At 65.4% G+C, this 23,428-nt stretch carries 13 protein-coding genes and 8 pseudogenes; 9 read left to right on the plus strand and 12 right to left on the minus strand.

Annotation, left to right across the window (positions count from 1 at the left end; translation table 11 throughout):
- The first annotated feature begins 42 nt into the window (after positions 1-42).
- The 3 genes from ACFQH2_RS05155 to ACFQH2_RS05165 all read left to right on the plus strand — a co-directional run bounded on the left by ACFQH2_RS05155 (position 43) and on the right by ACFQH2_RS05165 (position 2,890).
- Positions 43-516, plus strand: a complete 474-nt coding sequence (locus tag ACFQH2_RS05155; RefSeq protein ID WP_377051575.1) for a DUF7529 family protein — start codon at positions 43-45, stop codon at positions 514-516.
- Positions 513-1,499 carry a metallophosphoesterase family protein gene (locus tag ACFQH2_RS05160; RefSeq protein ID WP_377076511.1) on the plus strand — a complete coding sequence of 329 codons (987 nt, stop codon included), beginning with the start codon at positions 513-515 and terminating at the stop codon, positions 1,497-1,499. Before ACFQH2_RS05155 ends, ACFQH2_RS05160 begins: the two co-directional genes overlap by 4 nt.
- A gap of 71 nt (positions 1,500-1,570) precedes the next feature.
- Positions 1,571-2,890, plus strand: a complete 1,320-nt coding sequence (locus tag ACFQH2_RS05165; RefSeq protein WP_377051579.1) for an ABC transporter substrate-binding protein — start codon at positions 1,571-1,573, stop codon at positions 2,888-2,890.
- Between the two features lie 17 nt (positions 2,891-2,907).
- On the opposite strand, the gene ACFQH2_RS05170 is transcribed toward ACFQH2_RS05165, so the two are convergent.
- The 4 genes and pseudogenes from ACFQH2_RS05170 to ACFQH2_RS05185 all read right to left on the minus strand — a co-directional run bounded on the left by ACFQH2_RS05170 (position 2,908) and on the right by ACFQH2_RS05185 (position 6,932).
- Positions 2,908-3,660 carry an ABC transporter ATP-binding protein gene (locus ACFQH2_RS05170; RefSeq protein ID WP_377051581.1) on the minus strand — a complete coding sequence of 251 codons (753 nt, stop codon included), beginning with the start codon at positions 3,658-3,660 and terminating at the stop codon, positions 2,908-2,910.
- Positions 3,657-4,421 (minus strand): annotated as a pseudogene (locus ACFQH2_RS05175) (ABC transporter ATP-binding protein); the annotation flags it as partial. The gene ACFQH2_RS05170 and the pseudogene ACFQH2_RS05175, both read right to left, overlap by 4 nt.
- Before the next feature lie 119 nt (positions 4,422-4,540).
- Positions 4,541-5,819, minus strand: a pseudogene (locus ACFQH2_RS05180) (branched-chain amino acid ABC transporter permease); the annotation flags it as partial.
- A pseudogene (locus ACFQH2_RS05185) lies at positions 5,816-6,932 on the minus strand (branched-chain amino acid ABC transporter permease). The pseudogenes ACFQH2_RS05180 and ACFQH2_RS05185, both read right to left, overlap by 4 nt.
- A 274-nt stretch (positions 6,933-7,206) precedes the next feature.
- Here ACFQH2_RS05185 and ACFQH2_RS05190 point away from each other — a divergent pair.
- A complete protein-coding gene (locus tag ACFQH2_RS05190) occupies positions 7,207-8,289 on the plus strand; it encodes a PGF-CTERM sorting domain-containing protein (RefSeq protein WP_377051589.1) in 1,083 nt (360 codons plus the stop codon).
- On the opposite strand, the gene ACFQH2_RS05195 is transcribed toward ACFQH2_RS05190, so the two are convergent.
- Positions 8,273-9,334, minus strand: coding sequence for a HEAT repeat domain-containing protein (locus ACFQH2_RS05195; protein ID WP_377076513.1), 1,062 nt, complete (start codon positions 9,332-9,334; stop codon positions 8,273-8,275). The two genes, ACFQH2_RS05190 and ACFQH2_RS05195, sit on opposite strands and share 17 nt — an antisense overlap.
- An 86-nt stretch (positions 9,335-9,420) precedes the next feature.
- Between ACFQH2_RS05195 and ACFQH2_RS05200 the strand changes: the two genes are divergently transcribed.
- Positions 9,421-9,576: a hypothetical protein gene (locus ACFQH2_RS05200; RefSeq protein ID WP_377051593.1), complete on the plus strand. Its 156-nt coding sequence runs from the start codon at positions 9,421-9,423 to the stop codon at positions 9,574-9,576.
- Positions 9,569-10,075: pseudogene (gene cysE / locus ACFQH2_RS05205) on the plus strand (serine O-acetyltransferase); the annotation flags it as partial. The gene ACFQH2_RS05200 and the pseudogene cysE, both read left to right, overlap by 8 nt.
- A 298-nt stretch (positions 10,076-10,373) precedes the next feature.
- Here cysE and ACFQH2_RS05210 read toward each other — a convergent pair.
- Positions 10,374-11,510, minus strand: a pseudogene (locus tag ACFQH2_RS05210) (acyl-CoA dehydrogenase family protein); the annotation flags it as partial.
- Between the two features lie 84 nt (positions 11,511-11,594).
- Positions 11,595-12,818, minus strand: a complete 1,224-nt coding sequence (locus ACFQH2_RS05215) for an alanine--tRNA ligase-related protein (RefSeq protein WP_377051597.1) — start codon at positions 12,816-12,818, stop codon at positions 11,595-11,597.
- Between the two features lie 352 nt (positions 12,819-13,170).
- Here ACFQH2_RS05215 and ACFQH2_RS05220 point away from each other — a divergent pair, with 352 nt between their 5' ends.
- Complete coding sequence (locus ACFQH2_RS05220; RefSeq protein ID WP_377051599.1) at positions 13,171-14,316, plus strand: glutamate-cysteine ligase family protein; 1,146 nt, start codon at positions 13,171-13,173, stop codon at positions 14,314-14,316.
- 65 nt (positions 14,317-14,381) lie between these two features.
- Positions 14,382-15,085: pseudogene (locus ACFQH2_RS05225) on the plus strand (type 1 glutamine amidotransferase).
- Positions 15,086-15,108: 23 nt separating this feature from the next.
- On the opposite strand, the gene ACFQH2_RS05230 reads toward ACFQH2_RS05225, so the two are convergent.
- Together ACFQH2_RS05230 and dph5 are read right to left on the minus strand one after the other, a co-directional pair.
- Positions 15,109-15,660 (minus strand): helix-turn-helix domain-containing protein, encoded by a 552-nt coding sequence (locus ACFQH2_RS05230; protein WP_377051603.1) that lies wholly within the window; start codon positions 15,658-15,660, stop codon positions 15,109-15,111.
- Between the two features lie 51 nt (positions 15,661-15,711).
- Positions 15,712-16,485 (minus strand): diphthine synthase, encoded by a 774-nt coding sequence (gene dph5 / locus ACFQH2_RS05235; protein WP_377051605.1) that lies wholly within the window; start codon positions 16,483-16,485, stop codon positions 15,712-15,714.
- 110 nt (positions 16,486-16,595) lie between these two features.
- Here dph5 and ACFQH2_RS05240 point away from each other — a divergent pair.
- Positions 16,596-18,792: pseudogene (locus ACFQH2_RS05240) on the plus strand (CDC48 family AAA ATPase).
- Here the strand turns inward: ACFQH2_RS05240 and ACFQH2_RS05245 are convergent.
- From ACFQH2_RS05245 to ACFQH2_RS05255, 3 genes and pseudogenes are all read right to left on the minus strand, one after another.
- A complete protein-coding gene (locus tag ACFQH2_RS05245) occupies positions 18,793-19,785 on the minus strand; it encodes a hypothetical protein (protein ID WP_377051609.1) in 993 nt (330 codons plus the stop codon).
- A gap of 53 nt (positions 19,786-19,838) precedes the next feature.
- Positions 19,839-20,426: a protein sorting system archaetidylserine decarboxylase gene (locus ACFQH2_RS05250; protein WP_377051611.1), complete on the minus strand. Its 588-nt coding sequence runs from the start codon at positions 20,424-20,426 to the stop codon at positions 19,839-19,841.
- Between the two features lie 40 nt (positions 20,427-20,466).
- Positions 20,467-23,365 (minus strand): annotated as a pseudogene (locus tag ACFQH2_RS05255) (DEAD/DEAH box helicase).
- Positions 23,366-23,428: the final 63 nt, after the last annotated feature.

The raw sequence follows: 23,428 nt of genomic DNA on the forward strand, positions 1-23,428 counted from the left end.
TTTACCCGAAGATATTTGTGCAAATGACCAAAAATTGGGGTGATGGAAGCGTCAACAGAGAGCGACCGGACGGTGCGAGAACAGGTCCTCGAAGCGGCCGGCGGCCTGGCCGAGGAACTTCGAGAGGGTGGCTGGGAGGTTCGTGTCGTCAGTGCAGGACACGTCACACCTGTCCCACCGAGGGAGTCCAAAGACGACTACGGGTTGGTGTACATCGTCCCGGACAGCCTCGGAGACGAACTCTCTGCCCTCGTCGACCGCGGGTCGTTCGATCGATACGAATCGTTTCGACGCGTCACCGGCACGGATCTGTCGCTGGTAACACAGTTCACCGACCGGGCGAACGAACTCGCGGTGATACTGGTCGGCACTGTCGATCTCGACCGTGCCGGGCCGCTCGCTTCGGCGGCACGCGAGCGCGGCGAACTGTACTCACACGTCCGACTGCTGGATGGGACCCTGCTCGCGACGTTCCAACACGAGAATCCTGCACACTTCTTTCCGGAGGAGCTATGACCGACGACACGCCGGGACTCCTCCTGGCCCGCCTCGACACGCCAACCACATCGCAGTCGATTCGACTGGCCGCAGTTGCTGACCCACACGTCTCGACGCGGGCCGAGGGGACGTCGAAACTGTTCGAGCACACGCTCGATCACTTCGAGGCCGCAATCGACGATATCGCTAGTCGGCACGTCGACGCCGTCCTCTCGCCCGGTGATCTCACGAAAGACGGGGAGGAATGGAACGCGGCAGCGGTCGAAAACGCACTCGAATCGCTCGACGCCCCGTTCTACGCTGTCCCCGGGAACCACGACGTCCCCAAAGTCGGTGACGCGCACGACACGCTGGCGGTCGACGGGTTCGCCGACCGGTTCGGCGCAGGAGCATACCCCTTCCACGAGCAGGTCGGCGATCTCGACGTGCTCGGTCTGAACTCCTCCGGGAGTGGGAACCGGCTAACCGAGACTCACGACGGGCATATCGACCATGATCAGCGTAACTGGCTTGCCGCGAAACTCGACGGCGTGGACGACCCGCTCGTGCTGGTACATCACAATCTCGAACCGGTGACGGATCAGCTTCGGCGACATCGAGACCGGGTTTCCGAGGAGATGGCAATCCCGCCCACGATGCGCGATGTCGACACGTTCGTAGACGTCCTCGCCGATGGCGGGGCCTCTCTGGTTCTCACCGGCCATTTCCATCTACCGCTTACCGGCATGGATCGGGGCGTTCGTGAGATCGCAACGCCGACGACCTGTTCGTTCCCACAGTCGTATCTCCTCCTCGAGGTCGGGCCGTCCGGGACCGAGATCCGACTCGTTCCGATCGCCGATCAGGATGGACTCGGACTCGCTCACGACCGGCGTACTCGCGACTCGACGACGGCACGGGGACTTACCTCGATCGGTGCGGCCCGGCAGCATCGATGCCGCTGGTCGACGACGCGGAGTAATCGTCAGACCAGTACACCGTCAAATAGGCCACGTAGATAGGCATAACGACCACTTTTCATATTTGCGTACGGAGGTACCTTTATATTGAGACAATTGGTAACTTGTAACACATGACTCGCGAACTCAGTCGACGTGATATGCTGATCGGAACGGGAGCGACCGGCCTGGCAGCGCTGGCTGGCTGTACGACCGACGATAACGGTGAGAACGGCGGCGAAGACGATTCCGATGTGCCGGACGCGGTAATGATCGTCGGGTTCCCCCAGTCGGGGATCCAGTTGTTCCGTGATTTCTACTCGGAGTTCGAGAGCGAAGCCCCGGATCTGGACATCATCGTCCCCGACGGCCTCATCGACAGTGACCTACCGGGGGAGGTCGACAACGATATGAACAACGTCATCGGAACCGCTCCGTCTGCGGGCGGTCCCGGTGCGGAGTTCTTCACCGACGAGTACGAGGCCGCCTACGGCGAGGAACCGGGGGTGTTCACCCCACAGGCGTACGACTCGATGGCGGTGAACGTTCTCGCCACTGTCGCGGCGGGTGAGAACGACGGGACGGCCGTTCGGGACCGGATCCGAACGGTGTCGAACCCCGACGGCGAGGAGTTCGGCCCGGCGGATCTGGTGGAAGCGGTCGAAACGGTTGCGGCGGGCGATCCGATCCGTTACGTGGGTGCCTCGTCCAGCGTCGACTTCGACGTCAACGGCGATATCATAACGGCCGCATACGACATCGTCGACTTCCAGGGCGGCGAACTCGAGACCGTCGACACCGTCGAGTTCGGCACCGAACTCAGCGAAGAAGACATGGCGGCGACGGCGGAGGACCCCGTCGGCGTGGACGGGTTCGAGGCGCAAGTCGGCGTGTTGATGCCGGAAACCGGTGACCTCGCCCCGCTGGGCGGCCCGATTCGTGACGGAGCACTCCTTGCAGCGGAGCAGATCAACGACGCCGACATCAACGTCACCGTCGATACGCGCGTCGAGGACACCCAGACGAATCCACAGGCAGGGATTTCGGGTGCAAACGCGCTCGTCGATGCCGGCTATTCGTCCGTCGTCGGTCCCGCAGCGTCGAACGTCAACCTGCAGGTGGCTGATCAGGTGTTCATCCCGAACGGCGTCGTCGGCAACTCGCCGTCGTCGACGGATCCGGACGTGACGAATCTGGAGGACAACGACTACATCTTCCGGACCGCCCCCTCGGACCTCCTGCAGGGGCCCGCGCTGGCTGAACTCGCCAGTGGCGACCAGGTGGGTGCGGAAACCTCGGGGACGCTGTATCTCAACGACGCCTACGGACAGGCGCTCGAAGAGCAGTACGTGACTGCCTTCGAGGAACGCGACGGCGAGATCACCGAGCGGGTCTCCTTCGAACCGCAGCAATCTACCTACTCAAGCCAGTGGAGTAGCGTGTTGAACCTCTGAGCGGACCGCCTGTTCGCCTATCCGCCGAGGAAATCCTTGCGGACCTGTTCGTCCTGCAGTAACGCCTCGCCGCGGTCGGTGTACCGGTTGGTTCCGTCGACGAGTACATAGCCCCGGTCACACCGCCGGAGCGCCTCTTTTGCGTTCTGTTCGACCATCAGCACTGCCGTCCCGGCGTCGTTGATGCGGTCGATTCGGTCGAACATGTCCGCGACGAGGTCGGGCGCGAGACCGGCCGATGGCTCGTCGAGCAGGAGCAAGTCCGGGTCGAGCATCAGCGACCGGCCCATCGCGACCATCTGTCGTTGCCCGCCGGAGAGATTACCGGCCTTCTGGTCTTCGCGTTCGCGCAGGATCGGGAACCGGTTGTAGACCGTTTCTATCCGCTCTTCCGGGACCTCGTCGAGGATGTACGCCCCCATCTCCAGGTTCTCGCGGACGCTCAGTCCGGCGAACACGTTGTCGTTCTGTGGAACGTATCCGATGCCCTTGCGGATGATCTGTTCCGGCGGTTCGCCGTGGATCGGTTCCCCCACGAACTCGATGGTGCCCTCCATGTGCGTCGTCAGCCCGAACACCGTCTTCATCACCGTCGATTTGCCGGCCCCGTTCGGCCCGACAATCGTCACGTACTCGCCCTCGGCGACATCTAGTTCGACGTCCGACAGGATCTGGAGGTCGCCGTATCCGGCGTCGAGGCCGCGGATCCGAAGCATCGCTTCCCCGTCTATCACGTGGTCAGTGCTCGCTGTCGATCCGTCGACACTCATATGTCCTCACCCAGGTACGCCTCGATGACCTGCTCGTTGTTCTGGATATCCGTTCCCGTTCCCTCGGCGAGAACGCGACCCTGATGCATGACGATGATGCGTTCGCAGTTGTTCATAATGACGTCCATATCGTGCTCGACGAGGAGGAACGTGTAGTCGTCCTCCCTGAGTTGATGTATTCGATCGAGAAGCTTCTCCTCCAGCGTGGGGTTGACGCCCGCGAGGGGTTCGTCGAGCAACACCACCTCGGGGTCGGTCATCAGAGCCCGTGCCATCTCCAGTAGCTTTCGTTGACCGCCCGAGAGGTTCCCCGCGTACTCGGTCGCCAGGTGGTCGATCTCGAAGAACTCCAGCGTCTCCCACGCCCGCTCCCGGAGCTCACGCTCCTGTTCGACGACAGCGCCACGCAACCCTGGCAGCACCGACCGGACCGCCGACTCCCCGATCTGTTTCTGCGGGGCCAGCATGAGGTTCTCGAGCACAGTCATCTCTTCGAGTTCTCGTGCGATCTGGAACGTTCTGACGAGGCCACGCTGGGCGATCTGGTAGGGCCGGAGTCCGGTGATGTCCTCGCCGTTGAGATAGACGTTGCCCGCTGTCGGCTCGTGGACGCCAGTGATGCAGTTGAACGTCGTGGACTTGCCAGCCCCGTTCGGCCCGATCAGCCCGGTGAGAGAGCCTTCCTCGATCTGGAACGAGACGCCGTCGACGGCGGTGATGCCGCCGAAGCGCTTGACGAGTCCCTCGACCCGCAGGGGAGCCCCGGCGGCGTCTCCTGGCCGATGACCTCCTGTTGCGAGTCGGCCGCATCGGTCGCCGAGTCCGCTCTTTCGTCGCCCGCTTGCGAATCACTCATTGGGCTCACCCCTCGCTTGTCCGTGCGCCGTGACAGGTCGACGGCCGCGGCGGTCTCGATCCGGTCGCCGAGCATGCCCTCCGGTCGCCGGTGCATCATGAATATCAGGACGAATCCGAGCAGGACGAACTGGAGCGGCGCGATGTTCTCGGTCGCGTACGCCAGGAACTGTCCCGGACTGAGAGAGGCGACTGCGTCGGCGAACGTCGGCGGCGTTGGGGCGTCGATAGTGTCGCGCAGGACGCTACCGACTCGCCGTGGTCCCTCGAAGAGCGCCGTCGCGAAGACGATTCCGCCGAGAACGCTCCCGGTGTTCGACCCGGCACCGCCGATGATCACTGCTACGAAGATGTAGAACGTGAGCAGCGGCATGAACTGGGGCGTCGGCGAGACGTTCCCCTGGCTACCGAACCAGAGGATCCCTGCGAGGCCCATCAGCGCACAGCCGATCATGAACACCTTGATCTTGACGAGGTCGACGTTCTTGCCGAGCGAGTCGGCGACGAGTTCGTCCTCGCGGATGGCCTTGAGCGTCCGGCCGAAGGGCGACCGACCGAGGCGTTCGAGGAAGACGTAGAACGCGATCACGAACAGCGCGAGCACGAACACGTACGCCCACCGGATGAGGATGGTGTTCGCGATACCCAGTCCACCCTCACCGAGCGTGCCGAAGACCAGTTCACCGAGCGCGGTCGGATTATTGGCGGTACCACCGACGAGAAACAGCTCTCGGACGGGATTGCTCGGCATCCCCATGCCGCGACCGCCACCTGTCCCGACTGAGAGCGTCTCGCGGAGGAACGTATCGAAGGCGCTCGACTGGAGCGTCAGCCGGATGATCTCCGAGATGCCAAGCGTGACGATGGCGAAGTAATCGGCTCGGAGTCGGAGCGCGGGTAACGCGGCCAGGAGGCCGACCAGTGCCGCCATCGCCATGCCGGCGACGATGCCGACCGGAAGCGGTAGGCCGAACCCCGGCGGTCCGATCGCGGGATCCGGCGACCGGACGACGATGCCCATCGTGTAGACGCCGACGGCCATGAAGCCGGCGACACCGATGTTGAACAGCCCGGTGTATCCCCAGTGCAGATTTAGCGCGAGCGCCGACAGGGCGTACACCAGTCCGAGGAAGGTCAGCGTCCGGAGCAGTCCGACGACGCTGTTCAGTCCGTCGCTGAAGGTGAGCAGCGTCGCAACGATATAGACTAGCCCGAGCGTCAGCAGCACTGCTCGAGATCACTCCGCCTGGCGGCGTCAGCACCACCCGCAGGGCGCTGTCCGGATCGGTCGAGTCCTCGCTCATGCCGTCGAAACACCTCCGAAGATACCTTCAGGGCGAAGGAGCAGGACGGTGATCATCACCGCGAACGCCGCGGCCTCGTTGAAGTCGGAGGGGATCCAGATCGTCGACGTGGTGAAGACGATGCCAATGACGACTCCGCCCGCGATAGCGCCGTATATCGAGCCGATGCCGCCCAGGATGACTGCGGCGAAGATCAACAGCAAGAGGAGCCAGCCGAAGTCGAACCCGATGGTCTCGCGGAGGAGGACGTAGAGATAGCCCGACGCGCCGGCGAGTCCGCCGCCCAGGATCCACGTCGCCGCGACGACGCGTTCGGCCGGGATGCCGGTGATCAGCGCGAGGTCCTTGTTGTCCGACATCGCGCGCATCGCCGTCCCGAGTTTGGTCTCCTGAAGCACGTAGTGCATCGCCGCCATGAGCGTGAGCGCGGCGACGACGATTGTCAACTGGTGTGCGTCGACGGTGAGTCCAAACGGGAACGCGAAGGCCGATTCGTCGACGGTGCCGGTGACGCCACGGCTCTGTGCGCCGTAGACGAACTGGATGAGATAGCGCACGACCAGCGCGACACCGATCGACGCGATCAGTAGCGAGATGCCACTCCGGTCACGCATCGGCTTGTAGAAGGCCCGATCGAGTGCAAGCGCTATCAGCGCCGTGATGACGAACGCGGCGATCAGTCCGACACCGACCGCCACGGGCGTCGAGAGGATATGCGCGCCGATATCGCCCGGACTCACGTCACCTGCTCCCCGAACGGTCAGCAGCGCGCCCAGCGGCTCCCGGCCGGCGGCTGCGACCACGAACGCGACGCCCCAGCCGGTGAAGCCCCCGACGCTGATGAGGTCACCGTGTGAGAAGTTCGCGAAGTTCAGAATGCTGTACGTCATCGAGAGGCCGATGCCCGCGAGTCCGATCACTAGCCCGACTACCAGCCCGTTCCAGAGGTTCGAGGAAAGCCGATTTACGGAGAGTGCGCCGCCAAATGGACCGAGACTGAAACCTGCTGCTTCGCAAGTAGGTCCGCGAAGAGGAGTGTGGCGAAGAGAACGGCGATAGCTGGCCGGGTCGGTCTCTCACCGACGGAATCTTCTGTGTGGTAGTGGTGCCCATGTGTAACGTCTTTGCATGACGTGGGTGCCGAACGGTAAATAAACGTTTGTGCTTCCACCGGACTCGCAGGGAGTCGCCCCGGGAGAAAGCGTCGCGTAATCCGTGGTGGAGGTCGAGGCTCCGCGGCGGTATTCTACTCGGACGACTCGGCCCATCTGGTTGAGCCGTCGGGGACCGGTAATGACCGTCTACTTGCAGTTATACGCCGCATAGCTACGTGACTGGCTCACGATCATCCGATACGGACATGTCCAAATCATCTATTTTGAGCATCGTGGTGGTGGTGGTCTGTCTGACGCTCGTTTCCGCGGGCGTCGCAGGTCTGGTCAACGACACGGACTCGGGTACGCCGACGGTCGAGTCACCTGCTCTGAACAGTTCGGAGACGAGCGATGAGGGGCTGCTGTTAGACGAACATGAAGAGGAGGCGACCGACCAGCGCGAAGAGGAATACCGCCAGGAAGTCCCCAGTCCGGGCGACCCCTACTTCGAGGCGTCTGCGAGCGACGGTAGCTGGGTCAGCTACGTCAATCCGCGCGACGAGTACCGGGAGCCGTATCTCGGTGACGGCTCCGGGAAGATCTGTGTCTCGGTGTACAACGCTGATGGTCAGGTCGCGGTCGGTGAGACGGTGCCGAACACGACCGTCAGTATCCCGACGGGCGAGTCGACGTCCTGGCACTCCTCGGCGGATCCGTTCGTGGTCGACCTCCCGCTGACTGACAACTACGAGCGGCCGCTCGACGCCGATCAGTTCGGCACCGACTCCGACCTGCCCCAGGGCGATGGCTATCTGGACTCTCACTGTATCGAGCTCCACGGGCTTCCGACCGACGAGTCGGTCTCGTACGGCGAGGCCACGGTCGAGGGCGAGTTCGCCGACCGGGTCGAAGTAGTCGGCTACATCCAGCAGGCCGGGCAATCGTGGGACTCGGACATCGACCCGCTCGCTGAGGCCCGCTCCTACGAGCAAGCGGGCGGCGGATGGACCTACGAACCCGGTGCCTCGCACGGCCAGGTCACCGTCGTTCTCCAGATAGATCACCCCCAGACGTCCGATGACTCGGGTGACGATAACGACACGGACGATTCGGGCGACGGTAACGACACGGACGATTCGGGCGACGGTAACGACACGGACGATTCGGGAGACGACGATACTGACGACTCGGGAGACGACGACACGGACGACTCGGGAGACGATGAAACGAATGAGGAAGGAACAGAAGAGGAGGAATCCACCTCGAACACCGACGACGACCCCACACAAAGCGATGACGACACGGTCTCTGGGTTCGGGATTGCGGTAGCCGTCATCTCTCTGCTCGCCGTTCTGGTGCTCACGAAGCGCCGGTGACGACTAGTCGAGTTGTGCGAGTGCCCAGGTGGCGTGTTCGCGGACGTTTTCGTTCGGATCGTCGGCTTCGAGCCGTTCGAGTCGGTCCCGCACTCCGTCGAGTTCGAGGCCGGCAACGGCTTTGCAGGCGTTGCTTCTGAACGATCGGCGCGGGGTCGTCGAGGCGCTCTCTGAGGCCGTCCCGTGCCTCCCGGATGGCGTCGGGACGTTCGAGACCGACGTGGAGGACGGCCGAGACGGCGTTGCCGCGCACGTACTCGTCCTCGTCGTCGAGTCGTTCGATCATGACGTCGACCGCCTCAGTCATGCTGTCCGGGTGCTCCTGTGCGACGTCCGCGAGCAGGCCGACGGCGTTCCCGCGGACGCCCGCCTGTTCGGACGCGGCGAGGGCCGTCAGTTCCTCGACGGCGTCGAGTGCGGCCGCGGGGTACGCCGACGCTATTGCGCCGAGCGCCGACAGCGCGTTGGTCTGGTAAGCGGTTTCGCGGTCCGAGATCCCGTCCAGTAGCTGCGGGACGACCGGCCGCACCTCCTCCGGATAGCCCAGCGCTAGCTGTGAGAGAATATACAGCGCGTTCGTCCGTGTCGGATCGTCGGCGTCGAGGAGCGCGCTGAGTGTCGGAACGATGTCGATGAATGCGCCGGGATCCGTGGCGACGAGTTCGACACAACACCCCGTCGCTGCCTGTGTCGTCTCGTCGTCCTCGACCGTCACGCGGTCGACGATGGCGTCCCGGTGTTCGAGCACCGCCGTCGGGGATTCGGTCGCGAGCGCCCGGAGACACCGCAGCAAGAGCGGATCCGCATCGAGTGCGGGCCGACCGAGCAGTGGGGCAACCAGTTCGGCGAACTCCCCGCCGACCGACTGCTCGCTTCGAGCGACATCGAGCAGGGCGGTCACTGCGTCTTCGTGGACGGAGGCCGGCATCGTCGGATCGGCCAGTAGTGACCGGATCTCGTCGACGTCGACCGCCGTCGGTGATTCGAGGGCACGCTCGCGAAGCGCTCGCGCTCGGTCGGCCGGATCAGTGTGTTCGCCGTCCATCGACTGAACACACGCACGTGCCGGGCAAAAACCTCTCGCCCCTCAAATGAAACGGCTTTTTTGTTCGGATGGCTCCAGCTATTCGTATGGGGACGACAGCCCACTTCACCGCGCTCGCTTCTGACCACCACCCGGTTACCGGTACGTGGTGCTGTCGTCTAGCAGTTCGCCCCGCCCCCGACGACGATCCGGACGCGCTGGCTCGGACACCGGAGACACCCTCGACCCCGAGCCATGTTTGAGGGAATACGCGAGGATATCCAAACGGCGCTGGAGACGGATCCCGCGGCGCGGAGTCGCCGCGAGGTATTCACCACCTACCCAGGCCTTCACGCCGTCTGGTTCCACCGGATCGCCCACGCGCTCTGGAGCCGTGGGTTCCACTGGCCCGCCCGCCTCCTGTCACACGTCTCGCGCTCTCTCACGAACGTCGAGATCCATCCGGCGGCCGAGATCGGTCGGCGTTGCTTCATCGACCACGGGACCGGCGTCGTGATCGGCGAGACGGCCGAAATCGGTGACGACGTCCACCTGCATCACGGCTGTACGCTGGGCGGGAACTCGCCGCGGCCCGAGAAGCGCCACCCGACGCTCGAAGACGGCGTGACCCTCGGCGCGAACGCGACGCTGATCGGCGATATCACGATCGCCGAGGACGCGACAGTCGGTGCCGGCGCGGTCGTCGTCGACGACGTCGAACCGGAGACCACCGTCACCGGTGTACCGGCACGACCGGTCGAGACCACAGGCTCGACGCCGGCGAACAGCGCCGATGCGAGAGCGCCAGACGTGACCGTCGAGGCGACCCACGAGGACGGCGAGAACTGCGGCACGCGCGAGGCGAGTTCCGAACCGTGCGACGAGGTGGAGCTATCTGCCTGCACCGAATCGAGTCCCGGCGCACTGGTACTGGAGTGCGACGAGCCAGATCCCGAGGAACTACTCGCAGACATCGACGGCGCGCTCGCGGCCCTCGACCGGCGAGAGGCCGAACTCGAAGACCTCCGCGAGGACGTCGAACGCCTGCGCAGGTCTCGCCGAGCAGGTGCCGGGCGATGATCGTCTTTTGAATCTCGCTCGTACCCTCGTAGATGGTTGTCACCCGGGCGTCCCGGTAGAGGCGCTCGACGTCGAACTCGGAGACGTAGCCGTAGCCGCCGTGGATCTGGACCGCCTCGTTGGTGACGTCCATCGCCGTCTCGCTGGCGACGTACTTCGCGACGCTCGCACGTAGTGCGGAGTCGTCGTTCCGGTCGTCCGCGCGGGCGGCGTCGAGCGTGAGCGCACGAGCGCCCTGAATCCCGGCGTACATGTCGGCGATCTTGTGGCGGATCGTCTGTATGTCGGCGATCGGGCCGTCGAACTGCTCGCGCTCGGTGGCGTACTCGCGCGCCCTGTCAAACGCGGATTGGGCGAGGCCGACCGACTGGGCGGCGATCCCGATCCGGCCGCCAGTGAGGATGGAAAGCGCGGCGCTCAGGCCCTTTCCGTCCGGTGTGAGCCGGTTCTCTGCAGGGATCCGCACGCCATCGAAGGTGAGCGAAGTCGTGTCGCTGGCGCGCAGGCCGAGTTTCTCCTCGGGATCGCCGATGGAGAGGCCGTCGACGTCGCCCGGCACGACGAACTGCGTGATCGAGGCAGGATCATCGCGGTCCGTCTTCGCAAAGAGGATGTAGACGCCGGCGCGCTCGCCGTTTGTGATCCACTGCTTCTCGCCGTCGATCACGTACTCGGTCGGTTCGTCGTCTCCGCCCACCGGCCGCGCCTCGGTCGTCATCTGTGCGGGGTTCGACCCGGCCCCTGGCTCCGACAGTGCGAACGCACCGACAGGCCGCCCGTCGACCATCTCGGGGAGCCAGCGCTTCTTCTGTGACTCGGAGCCGAACTGGGCGATACACGAGGTCGCGAGACAGTGGACCGATAGCGCGGTCGCCACCGCCAGCGCGCCGTAGGCCACCTCCTCGTTGACCAGCGCGTAGGTCACTCGGTCGGCGTCATAGCCGCCGTACTCCACCGGTGTCGTCAGGCCAGTCAGATCCAGTTCCGCCAGTCCGTCCCAGACGTCCTCCGGGAACGCCTCCTGTTCGTCGGCCTCCTGAGCGATCGGCTGGATCTCTTCGACCGCGAACTCCCGGACCACCTCCCGGACGGCCCGTTGCTCCTCGGTAAACTCCATGCCGGTAGTTCCGGCGCTCGCGCGAAAAAACTACGGGCGGCCCGTGGTCTCCGACCGCCCATCGACGGGTACAGCAGTCCCCTGCTACTCCCGCAGATACTCCACGACGCGCTCGCCCGGAACGCCGATCCCGCCGCCCTGGGCGACCGTGGGCGACCCGCCGCCGCCACCTCCGAACTCGCTCGTAACGTCGTCGACGACGCTCTCCGCGTCGACCTGTTCGCCCGCCCGCACCACGAGGAACGGTGACTCCCCGGCCCCGGCCAGGGCGATGACGTCGGCGCTCTCCTCCCTCTCACGGCCGCGGAGGTGATCCGCGACGGCGTTCGGCCCGGCGTGCTCGACCGTTCCGACGACCCACGTCTGCTCGCCGCGCCGGAGCGGTGTCGCGGCGAGTTGGTCGATCCGTGCGTCCAGGAGCGCGGTCGTGAGGTCGTCGACTTCGTCGCGTAGTTCGTCTCGCTCCTCGCGTAGGCGGACAATCCCGTCGGGCAGATCGGCCACGTTCGTTTCGAGTGCCGCGCTTCCCGCGAGGGCGGCGCGTTTCTCCGCGACGCGCCGGTCGATCCCGGCGGGCCCGACGGCGAACTCGACCCGTGTGAGCCCTTCGCCGGGGTTCGAGTGATCGAGAACGGTGACGGGACCGATCTCGCGGGTATTCCGGACGTGTGTGCCGCCACAGGCCGCGACGTCGACGTCCTCGATGGTGACCAGCCGAACCGTCTCCGATTCGCCGACGAGGCCCTCCTCGGTGGCGGCGTTGTACGCCACGTCCTCGCGGTCGAACGCGTCCTGCGTTGGCACCTGCTCCCAGGAGACGTCGTGGGCGTTCCAGACGACCTCGTTGACGCCCCGTTCCAGTTCGAGTAGCGTCCCATCGTCGATATCGGTGCTCGTCCGGAAGTCGATCCGGACCTTCTCGTCGCCGCCCGGGTCGCCGTCCGGGGCGGCGATGTCGAACCCGCCATAGCTCAACTCGTCGAGAAGTCCCCGTGCGACGCCGTACAGTGCGTGACTGGCGGTGTGGGCGCGCATGGTGTACATCCGGCGTTGCCAATCCACCGTACACAGTACCGAGTGGCCGACATCGAAGGATGGCTCCTCGGCGAGTCGGTGGACGGTCTCGCCGTCGACCTGCTGGACGTCCTCAACTGCCGCCGACTCGATGCGACCCGTATCGGCTGGCTGACCGCCGCTCTCGGCGTAGAAGTACGTCGTCTCCAGTCGGACGTCTCGGCCGTCGACTGCCGTCACGGTCGTCGTAAACTGGGTGGTGTAGGGCTCGGCCGCTGCTCGCTGTCCGCTCATTGAGGGGTGGCAACGTCGTCGTCCTACAAAAACTATCGGGCCGGGGGAGACTGCCGTCTCGGACGGGTAGTTGCGGTGGATGATCGTCGCCTTTCTACAGAGATTCCCTGTATTTGTGGTAGTCTGGCGGAGATATTGACATTTATTCGGAATATAAGGGACTGATACGTGTATGGACGGAAGTTCCTTGTATCAGTCCCTGCCGATCAGTTGTATGTGAATGTCACGCATAATCTCGCCCGTTCAGTACTGGCCGACCGGACTCGTCCACAGGACCTCCCGGGACTCCCGAACTCCGACGGCGGACCACAGCGGTCCGTGAGCCGTCGTGCAGGACCGATCACGCTCTACAATGTCTGACCCAACTGCCACCCGCTCCGCGTCGCATCGCTCCGGAACCACGTCGCCGATCCGCCGCAGCCTCGAGGTCGAGTACTGGGTAGTCGACGAGACGGGCCGACTGACAGCCCCGGACGGCCTCGTCGACGCGGCCCCCGGAGTCGAACGGGAGTTCGTCGAGCCGCTTCTGGAGATCAAGACCTCGCCGTGCGAGACGACCGAGGAACTTCGTAGCGAACTGTTCGAGCGCCTCGGTCGAGTCCTCGGACGTGCCGACGCGGTCGGGAAACGGCTCGTCCCGCTCGCGACACCGATCCATCGCGGCGATATCGAGGACCGCCCGAGCGAACGCACCCGCATCCAGGACCGCGTCGTCGGCGAGAACTTCGAGTGCGTGCGCCACTGCGCTGGCACCCATATCCACTTCGAGCAACAGCCAGGCTTCGAGATCGATCAGCTAAACGCCCTGATCGCGCTCGATCCAGCGCTGGCGCTCGTCAACTCCTCGCCGTACTACCGCAGTGAGCGCCTGGTTACGGGCGCGCGGTCGAAGCTTTACCGGCGGATGGCCTACGAGCGGCTTCCGCATCAGGGACAGCTCTGGCCGTACGCCGACGACCGCGAGGAGTGGGCGCGGCGACTCGAACGCCGCTACGGCGAGTTTCTCACGGAGGCAGTCCTCGCGGGCGTCGATCTGGAGACAGCCAGAGAGGAGTTCACCGTCGAGAGCGCGGTCTGGACGCCGGTGCAGTTGCGCGAGCGGTTCTCGACGGTCGAGTGGCGCTCGCCCGATACCGCGTTGCCGACCCAGATTCTTCGGTTGGCCGACGAGATTACGGCGGTGATCGAACGCGTCCGGGACGGCGAGTTGCGCATCGGCGGCGAAACCGGCCGGGTGATGGAGAGTTCGGTCGTCGTTCCGGAGTTCGGCGCGGTCCAGGAGTACGTCGAGGCGAGCATCTACGACGGTCTCGAATCGGAGGCGGTTCGCTCGTATCTCGACCGTATGGGCTTCGACGTTGGGGCCTACGAACCGCTCGCCGGGAGCGTCGACGCCGGTGCGGCGGTCTCCGAGGCGGCGGCCCGGGCGATCCGACTGGAGTATGCCGACCGCCTCGAAGCCGACATCGAGCAGGAGCGCTCGGTCCTTGCGGACTGATCGACAGCATCGAGTCACGAACGAATGGACGGTACACGACAACAGATGACAGATACGACACCAGCATGAATCGCCCCCGAATCGCCCTGCTGAACGCGGCGCACAAGGCCGCCGACACGCGAGAGAACTTCTGTCGCGAACTCGACGCCGAGCTGAGGCGTTTCACTGCCCGTCGGGTGAACTCCCCGACGACTTCAGATACGACGGCTTCGTGGTCACTGGCTCTAGCGCGTCGGTCTACTGGGACGAACCGTGGATCGGCGAACTCAAAGAGTGGGTCGGCGAGGCCGTTCGGGCCGGACTCCCCGCCCTCGGTGTCTGTTACGGCCATCAGCTACTCGCCGACGTGATGGGCGGTAGCGTACAGAGCATGGGCGAGTACGAAATCGGCTACCGGACGGTGTATCAGGACGGCGAGAACCGCCTGCTCGAGGGCGTCCCCGACGACTTCACCGTCTTTACGACGCACTCGGATCACGTCACCGAGGCACCGCCGGGCGCGACGGTGTTCGCAAAAAACGAGTACGGGATCCACGGCTTCCGCACGGGACACGTCTTCGCGGTCCAGTTCCACCCCGAGTACGACATGGAGACTGCGAGAACGGTCACGACCTCAAAGACCGATCAGCTCTCCGCCGACCGGATCAACGACGTGCTTGCAGGGATCGACGCGGAACAGTACGAGACCGCCTGCGAGGCAAAACACCTGTTCGATAACTTTCTGGAGTATGCCGTCGAGGTACAGCGAGAACGCGCCACTGCGGACTGATCGGGGGTCCGACCGCACTCGCCTCAGTCTTCGACGAGTTCGATCGACAGTTCGTCTTCGAGCGCTTCGATCAGTGACCCGCCGAGTCCGGCCTGCGTGGCCCGGCCCTGTTCGACGGCGAGGAGATCGGATTCGGGTACGTCGAGTTCCTCGGCGAGTTCGTCGCGCTGGAGTCCGGCGTCCTGGCGTGCGTCTTCGACTCGCTCGCCGTATGTCTGGACCAGATAGGGGAGCTGATCGTCGTCGTAATCGGTCCCGCTCTCCTCCCAGTGGCTCGTATCGCCATCCCACATACTGCTCTCGGAGGTGGTCGAGCCGGTGTTCGTCGACGTGGTGGAGGTGTTCATCGGCGAACTCGTCGAGGTGCTCGCTCCACTCCCGCTTTGCTGTCCCTGATTGCTCCGCTTTTTCTTGTCTTTGTGCGCGTTGTCGTCGTGCGGACGACAGTCGGGGCAGACGTCGAGTTCGGCACCTGCGACGTTTGCGGTGCGGAGCGACTCACTTGTCGCACCACACAGCTCGCACGCACCGCCATCGCCCGAGTCGGAGGAACCGCCCGTCGAATACTTGGCCATATGTTGTATAAGACGGTCCGTCATTTGAATTTCGCGGTCCGTTCGACGCGTTCAGGCGATTTCGAGGGTAGCGTGGTCCGCCCCCGCGAGTTCACACAGAGCGTCGGCTTCGAGCAGGTGGAGTTCGCCCGGGATCACCAGCAGGTGGAGGGGCTCGCCGAACTCCCGCTCTGCGAGGTCGGCCATGGGAGCGGCCTCGACGAGTGGCTCTGGGCTTCCCGCCCGGGCGACCACGACGCCTACGAGGTCCGGATACTGCTCGGCGAGCAGTTCCGCACCGACATCTGCGGTCATGAACTCATCGCGGTCGGCCTTGATGTCGAGGTAGACGACGGTGTGCAGGTCGGCCGCTTGGTTGTCCGCTATCGTCTCGGTGACGCTCGCGGGGAGGCCATCCGCGCCGTGGGCGTAGGGGAACGGGAGCGTCGTTGCCTTCCCGAAGCGGTAGTTCTGGAGGCCGGTGAGCGAACTCGTCGCCGTCTGGGCGGTGACGCCGTGGATCACGCGCGTCTCGATGCCGCGCTCGTGGGCCCTGAGTCGCAGATCGACGTGGGTCGTCGAGATCATCGTGTCGCCAGCGGTCAGAAAGACGGCGTCGCCCTCGGCCGCGGCGTCGAGGATCGGTTCGGGATCCTGTTCGACGCCCGCCCGATCACGCAGCTCTATCTCGACGCCGTGGTGGGATTCGAGCGTCTCGACGCTCGTCCCGATCAGTTTGCTGGTGTAGAACTCCGCGAACGCGTGGTCGGCGTCCCGGAGCGCTTGCTGGCCCTCGACCGTGATCGACCGCTCGTCGTAGAGTCCGAGTCCGACGAAAGTGAGCATGGGCGAACTCCGGGCGCGTCGGTGAAAAGCGCCGCGTGTTGGTCCGATGGCTACCGGGATCGCGACTCACGAGGGAATCCTTCAAGAACGCTGGGCCGTAAATTGTGAGTATGAGTCAGCAGGACGGCGGCGTACGGTTGACCGTCAAAGCCGCCCAGAAACGCGACGCTGGACGGGGCGTTGCACGCCTTCCAGAGTCGGCCCGGAGCGAACTCGGCGTCCTCAGTGGCGACACCGTCGTCGTCGAGGGAGAGCGTCGAACCGCGACGAAAGTGTGGCCGGCCAGTACGGACGTGCCGGACGGAACAGTCCTCATCGACGCCGACACGCGAGCGAACGCGGGCGTCAGCATCGGCGACACCGTCGTCGTCCGCCAGGGATCGCTCAGCGACGCCATCTCGGTGACGCTCGCCCCGCCGCCGTCGCTCGCGGACGTCGACCAGCGGGTGATCGAGCGCGCGGTCAACCGGGACCTCCACGACCGGCCGGTGAGCGAGGGCGAGCAGGTCGCGCTCGAACGGGTCGCCAGCCAGCCCTTTACCGTCACCGACACTTCGCCGGACGGTCCGGTTCGGATCACCGACAACACGGTCGTCGTCGTGACGCCGAACCCGAAACAGGTCGACGGGACGACAGGCAGTGAGTCGACGGACGAGACGGACGAGGCTCCGACGGCTACGACCACCGAACAGGAGTCCGGCGAGGCGCCGGCGCCCCCTCCCGGGTGAGTTACGAGGACATCGGCGGCCTGGACGAGGAACTGGAGCAGGTCCGGGAGATGATCGAACTGCCGCTGAGCAGGCCCGAACTGTTCCGCCGGCTTGGCGTCGATCCGCCGAAGGGCGTCCTCCTCTATGGCCCGCCGGGCACCGGAAAGACGCTGATCGCGCGTGCGGTCGCCCACGAGGTCGACGCGGAGTTCATCACCGTCTCCGGCCCGGAGATCATGTCGAAGTACAAGGGCGAGAGCGAAGAGCACGTCCGCGAGATATTCGAGGAAGCCAGCGAGGCCGCACCAGCGATTATCTTCTTCGACGAGATCGATTCGATCGCCGGCGAGCGCGAGGACGGCGGCGACGTCGAGAACCGCGTGGTTGCACAACTCCTCTCGCTGATGGATGGCCTCGACTCCCGTGGCGACGTGATCGTCATCGGCGCGACGAACCGCGTCGACGCCATCGACCCGGCGCTCAGACGTGGTGGCCGGTTCGACCGCGAAATCGAGATCGGCGTCCCCGACAAGGACGGCCGCAAGGAGATCTTCGAGGTCCACACCCGCGGGATGCCGCTCGCGGAGGACGTCTCCATCGAGAAGCTGCCGCCCAGACCCACGGCTTCGTCGGTGCGGATATCGACGCGCTCACGACAGAGGCGGCGATGCTGACGCTCCGGCGCGCTCGGAACGACCCCGATGGGCTCTCCGGGACCGATCTGGAGGTCTCGCGGAGCGACCTCGAAGACGCGCTGGCCGCCATCGAACCCTCCGCGATGCGCGAGTGGGTCGCCGAGACGCCCGAGGTTTCCTTCTCCGACGTCGGCGGACTGGAGGACGCCAAATCGACGCTCAGGGAGGCCGTCGAGTGGCCACTCGAGTACGATCGCCTGTTCAGCGTGACGAACACCGAACCGCCGAGCGGCGTCCTCCTGCATGGCCCGCCGGGCACCGGAAAGACGTTGCTGGCCCGCGCGCTCGCCGGCGAGAGCGCGGTCAACTTCGTCCACGTGAACGGGCCCGAGTTGCTCGACCGGTACGTCGGGGAAAGCGAGAAGGCGGTTAGAGAGGTGTTCGAACGCGCCCGACAGTCCGCGCCGAGCATCGTCTTCTTCGACGAGATAGACGCCATCGCCGCCCAGCGCGACGACAGCCACGAGGTGACCGAACGGGTCGTCTCACAGCTACTGACCGAACTCGACGGGATGGTCGAGAACCCCAATCTCGTCGTGCTGGCCGCGACGAACCGGAAGGAAGCGATCGACCCCGCGCTCCTTCGGCCGGGCCGACTGGACAACCACGTCGAGGTGCCCGCCCCGGACGCCGAGGCGCGGCGTGCGATCATCGAGGTTCACGGCCGCGGCAAACCGTTCGCCGACGACGTCGACCTCGACGACGTCGCGGACGGGTTAGTGGGCTACACCGGCGCGGATATCGAGGCGATCGTCCGCGAGGCGTCGATGCTGTCGATCCGCGAGACGGCCGAGGAGCTCGGTCCGGAGGAAGCCAACGAGCGGGCCGACGAGATAGCGATCACTGCAGAACACTTCGAGCAGGCGCTGGAGTCGGTCGACCCGACGCTCGGGTCGGTGTAGCTACCAGTACATCGCGGTGGTGCGATGGGTAGTGTTGTACGCATCGAGCCCTTCGCCCAGGAATCGCCTGACGTGGAAGTCGTCGAACTGGGTGGTGTGGGTGTAATCGACGAACGTCATCGGGAGGACGAGGTCGCCATCCCGCCGGTAGAGGCTCGCAATGCCCGTATAGGCGTGCTTGTGGCGACTGTTCTGGACGAAGCCCGCGACGACGGGGAGCGTCGCCTCGTGGGCGGGGACGGCCAGTAGCGCCTCGGCCGACCGGCGAGTCAACTCGGTACAGAACATCCCCGTGTTCTCGCCGTCCGCTATCGCCGAGAAGTCGGTTGGCGACTCGAAGTACTCCCGTAACTCGACCTGACTCATGAGGACGTTGTCCTCGACCGATCCGGCCAGATAGCGGGGGACGTCGTAGTTCGAGTATTCGCGAAACGCCGCCATCAACTCGGCGACCACACGCTCGGGATCGGTCGGCGGTGAGCCGAGAAACTCCTCGACAACGGCCGGATCGGCACCGGTGTAGCGGTTCCGCGTCGTGCCGACCGAGAAGGGCCGTGTCTCGACGTCGCGGAGTCGCTCGAAGAAACGCTCGTAGCTGGAGGGCTCGACGACGTACTCGCCCGCCCGGAGCGCCGGGACGTCCCTGAGGAGTTGTTCGACCGGGCTACCGGGAAGGTCGTACTCGTCGTCGACTGCCGTGCCCGCTTCGGGCGTCGACTCGGTCACTGACAGCGTTTCGAGGGTGCCGTCTCCGTCAGAGAGGCCAATCTCGTCGCCCGAGAGCGATAGTTCGTACTCGCCGATATCGGTCGTGCACTCGTCGGCATCGAGATGTTCGGCGACGATTGGCTGAAGGTCTTGCTCGGTGAGATTCGTACCGGTGAGTCGGCCGTAGCCGATCACGGTGTTTTGCGCCGCTCGGCCCGTCCCGACGGCGAGCAGTCCGCCGCCGAGATACTTCAGGGCCTGCCGTCGCTTCATGTCTTCATCCATCGGACGCCCGGTACTAAGCTTTGTGTTCGAAGTAGTTGAGCGACTTTTACATTTCACTCACGCGCCAGCACCGTCTCTCCGGCCCGCACTTTCTCGCCACGCTCGACCACGAGGTCGTCCCGGTCGTACTCGGGCGGGAGCAGGACGTCCGCACGACTGCCGAAAGAGATGTGACCGATCCGGTCGCCACGCTCGATGATTGCCCCCGATTCGGGATAGGGGTGGATCCGCCGCGCGAACGCCCCGGCGATCAGCGTCACCGTGTAGTCCTCGAAGGTCAGGTGGACGCGCTCGTTCCGATCGGACTCCTTGGAGAAGGCGGGGCGGTGTGCGCCGTCGACGTGTTCGACCGACTCGACGACGCCGGACCGCGGCGCGCGATTGACGTGGACGTTCCAGACGTTCATGAAGACGCCGACGCGGAGTCGGCCCTCCTCCTCGCGGATCACCGAGATTTTGCCGTCGGCAGGGGAGACGAGGCCCTCCGCCGGCGGCGTCCGCTCGGGATCACGGTAAAAGTACAGGACGCCGGGCGCGAGCGCGATGAGCGCGAGGCCGACCGGCGGGACGAACAGGAGTGCCGGAATCGCGGCGACGAGCGGCGGGGCCGCGTACCGGCGGGCCCCGGGAGCGAGTTGCATGTCCGACAGTTGGTCAGCGGGCGGTAATGAGGTTGCCGACTCAGTCCCAGAACGACTGCGTCCGGGCGTACTGGCGCTCCTGCTCCAGAATGTCCCGGTAGAACTCGTCTTCGTCCTCGCGTAGGCGATTGATGATCCGGGCGGCGTTGTGCGGGCCGACGCCGCGGGCCGCCAGCGCGATGACCGCCTGTTTGCCGTGCGTCTGGACCAGACTCCCGGCGCGGAAGGCCCGCTTGGTCTGGCTGTCCTGCTCCTCGTCTTTCTGCTGGGCGCGGACCGCCTGGACGACCTCGTCGGCCCACGGATTCAGTGCGGCGACCCGTGTCGACCCGCATTCCGGGCACTGTGGCTGGTCACGTACGCGACGCACCGGCTTTTCGGTCTTCCACTCGGTGCAGTGGAGACAGAGCAGGATGACCCGGTCGTCCTGGATCCGCTGTCGGACGGTGTCGATGACGCTCGCGTCGGCGTTTTCGGGCGAGAGCAGTTCGGTGCCGCTGGAGCGCCCGCCGGTTCCGACCGGGGTGCGTCCGCCGACGATTTCGGTCTCCAGTTCGCCCCGCTGGATCGCCGCCAGCACGTCGCTCGCGGCGTCGACGTCAAGATCCTCGTGAAACACCTCCCGGACAGCCTCGTCGTAGACCGGCGTGTCCTCCAGCGCGGCGAGCAGGCGACCGCTGGAGACGCTCGCGTCGCCCTGCCAGCGCTTGATCCGGCCGAACTGCTCGGCGACCTGTGCGAGGCGGAACTTCAGCGTGTCAGAACGCTTGAGGCTCAACTCGATGATCGCTTCGACGTGGCCGGGATCGGTCGTTTCGAGCACCTCGACGACCTCGGTGACGTCGACCCGCCCCGGCGTCTCCAGTTCGATCCGATAGGGGTCGACGTCCAGTGCAATCGACGAGCCAGTACGCTGGCCGAGCAGCGAGGAGAGCACCCGGCCGAGCGTCTCGTTGGCGCGGTGGCCGAAGGCGGCGTTGACGACGATGGTCCGACCCTCACGCTCGATCACCAGTCGGTCATCTGTCGGCATCGGATGCTCGGTCTCGGCATGGCGTTCTGCTGGGACAGGGCTTTGCGGGCGGTGTTCTCGTCGGTCGGATACCGGTTCGTGAACTCCCCGGCAACGCGCTCCGTGTCTGCACCGCCCTCGAACTGTGGTTCGGCGACCCGGCGCATCTCGCCGACCTCGCCCGCAACCGCTTCCGGGACCGGGATCTCCTGGCCGATCCAGGAGGGGACCTCACCCGCCGGATCCTCGATCGGTGAGACCTTCACCTCGCTTTCCTCGTCGTCGATGTCGGTGATGCGCCACATCTCGCCGCGCTGGATAAACACCTCGCCCTGCTGGGCGAAGTTGACGACGAACCGCTCGTCGAGCGTGCCGATCTGGCGGCCACTGGCGACGTCGTGGACCTCGTAGGTCTCCTCGTCCGGGATCATCGAGAGGTTCGCGTAGACGTACTGCCAGGTGCCGCCGGTCTTCTCGATCCGGTCTTTCGCTTCGGCGTACCAGATAACGCGGTTGCCCGCGAGTTCCTCGACGATGGCCAGAAACTCCTCCTTGGAGAGTTCTCGGAACGGGTAAGATCGGCTTACGATCTCGTAGGCGTCTGCGACCGGTATCTCCTCGTGGCCCATCGCCAGCGCGACGACCTGATTGGCGACGGCGTCGAGACTTCCTCGTGGATCGGCGCGTGCTCGACCTCGCCTGCTTTCGCCCGCCGGGCGATCGCCAGCGCCTCGAACGTGTCGTCCGGGCGGGTCGTCACGACGGTCCCCGACGACACCTGATCCCGGCGGTGGCCAGCGCGCCCGACGCGCTGGAGCAGGCGCGAGACCTGCCGTGGACTGGAGTACTGCACGACGTGATCGACGTGGCCGACGTCGATTCCCAGTTCCATCGAGGAGGTACAGAGCAGGGCATCGATCTCGCCCGACTTGAACTGCTCTTCGACCTCGATCCGGGCCGCTTTCGAGAGCGACCCGTGGTGGACGCCGATGGTCGCCGTCGTATCGAGCGCGCTCACGTCGCCGTCCGGACCGAGCGCCTTGAACCGCGAGCCAAGCGCCTCCGCAGTCTGACGCGTGTTGACGAAGATCAGGGTCGACTCGTGGGCCTCGACCAGTTCGACGATCCGGCGGACGTGGCTCGCAACGTCTTCGGCGGTCATCAGTTCGCCAGCCAGACGCTCGTCGACGGGTCTGATCTCGGGCGTCTGGACGTCGATATCGATCCGACTGCCGACGTCGACGCCGCGGATCGCACACTTGCGGCCGCCGGTGAGAAACTGGGCGATAGCCTCGGGGTCGCCGACGGTCGCCGAGAGGCCGATCCGCTGGAACGGGCCGGCCACCTCGCGCAGGCGCTCCATCGCGATGGATAGCTGAGCGCCGCGTTTCGACGCCGCGAGTTCGTGTACCTCGTCGACCACGAGGTGATCGACCGATTCCAGCCCTGCACGAAGCTTCGAACCGGTGAACATCGCCTGAAGCGTCTCGGGCGTCGTCACCAGCACGTCCGGCGGGTTGTTGGCCTGTTTGCTGCGCTGGTAATCCGTCGTGTCGCCGTGGCGAACGTCGACGCGCACGTCTAACTGCTGGCCCCACCACTCCAGTCGCTCGCGCATGTCGCGGTTCAGCGCGCGAAGCGGCGTGATGTACAGCGCCGCAAAGCCGGGGTAGGGATCGCCCGCTTCCGCGGGCGTCTCGGCGCGGCGCTGTGCGATGGCGTCGAACACTGGCAACATCGCAGTCTCGGTCTTGCCCGTCCCCGTCGGGGCAATTACGAGGCCGTTCTCGCCCGCCGCGAGGGGTGGGATCGCACGGCGCTGTGGCTCCGTCGGCGTCGAAAAGCCGCGATCGGAGAGCGCCGCCCGAACCTGTTCGCCGAGATGCGTAAAGGCCGCAGAATCGGGGGCGACCTCGCCGTCTGTCATCGACGAGAGTTCGGGGCCCGACGAGGTTAAGCCATTTGTTCCCGGCCGTTTCGCGGGGTAATC

The organism is Natronoarchaeum sp. GCM10025703, assembly GCF_042661985.1.
GTDB lineage: Archaea > Halobacteriota > Halobacteria > Halobacteriales > Natronoarchaeaceae > Natranaeroarchaeum.

Coding starts and splice junctions, on each gene's coding strand:
- ACFQH2_RS05155 (WP_377051575.1), top strand. CDS start 43: ATGGAAGCGTCAACAGAGAGCGACCGGACGGTGCGAGAACAGGTCCTC.
- ACFQH2_RS05160 (WP_377076511.1), top strand. CDS start 513: ATGACCGACGACACGCCGGGACTCCTCCTGGCCCGCCTCGACACGCCA.
- ACFQH2_RS05165 (WP_377051579.1), top strand. CDS start 1,571: ATGACTCGCGAACTCAGTCGACGTGATATGCTGATCGGAACGGGAGCG.
- ACFQH2_RS05170 (WP_377051581.1), bottom strand. CDS start 3,660: ATGAGTGTCGACGGATCGACAGCGAGCACTGACCACGTGATAGACGGG.
- ACFQH2_RS05195 (WP_377076513.1), bottom strand. CDS start 9,334: ATGGACGGCGAACACACTGATCCGGCCGACCGAGCGCGAGCGCTTCGC.
- ACFQH2_RS05200 (WP_377051593.1), top strand. CDS start 9,421: ATGGGGACGACAGCCCACTTCACCGCGCTCGCTTCTGACCACCACCCG.
- ACFQH2_RS05215 (WP_377051597.1), bottom strand. CDS start 12,818: ATGAGCGGACAGCGAGCAGCGGCCGAGCCCTACACCACCCAGTTTACG.
- ACFQH2_RS05220 (WP_377051599.1), top strand. CDS start 13,171: ATGTCTGACCCAACTGCCACCCGCTCCGCGTCGCATCGCTCCGGAACC.
- ACFQH2_RS05230 (WP_377051603.1), bottom strand. CDS start 15,660: ATGGCCAAGTATTCGACGGGCGGTTCCTCCGACTCGGGCGATGGCGGT.
- dph5 (WP_377051605.1), bottom strand. CDS start 16,485: ATGCTCACTTTCGTCGGACTCGGACTCTACGACGAGCGGTCGATCACG.
- ACFQH2_RS05245 (WP_377051609.1), bottom strand. CDS start 19,785: ATGGATGAAGACATGAAGCGACGGCAGGCCCTGAAGTATCTCGGCGGC.
- ACFQH2_RS05250 (WP_377051611.1), bottom strand. CDS start 20,426: ATGCAACTCGCTCCCGGGGCCCGCCGGTACGCGGCCCCGCCGCTCGTC.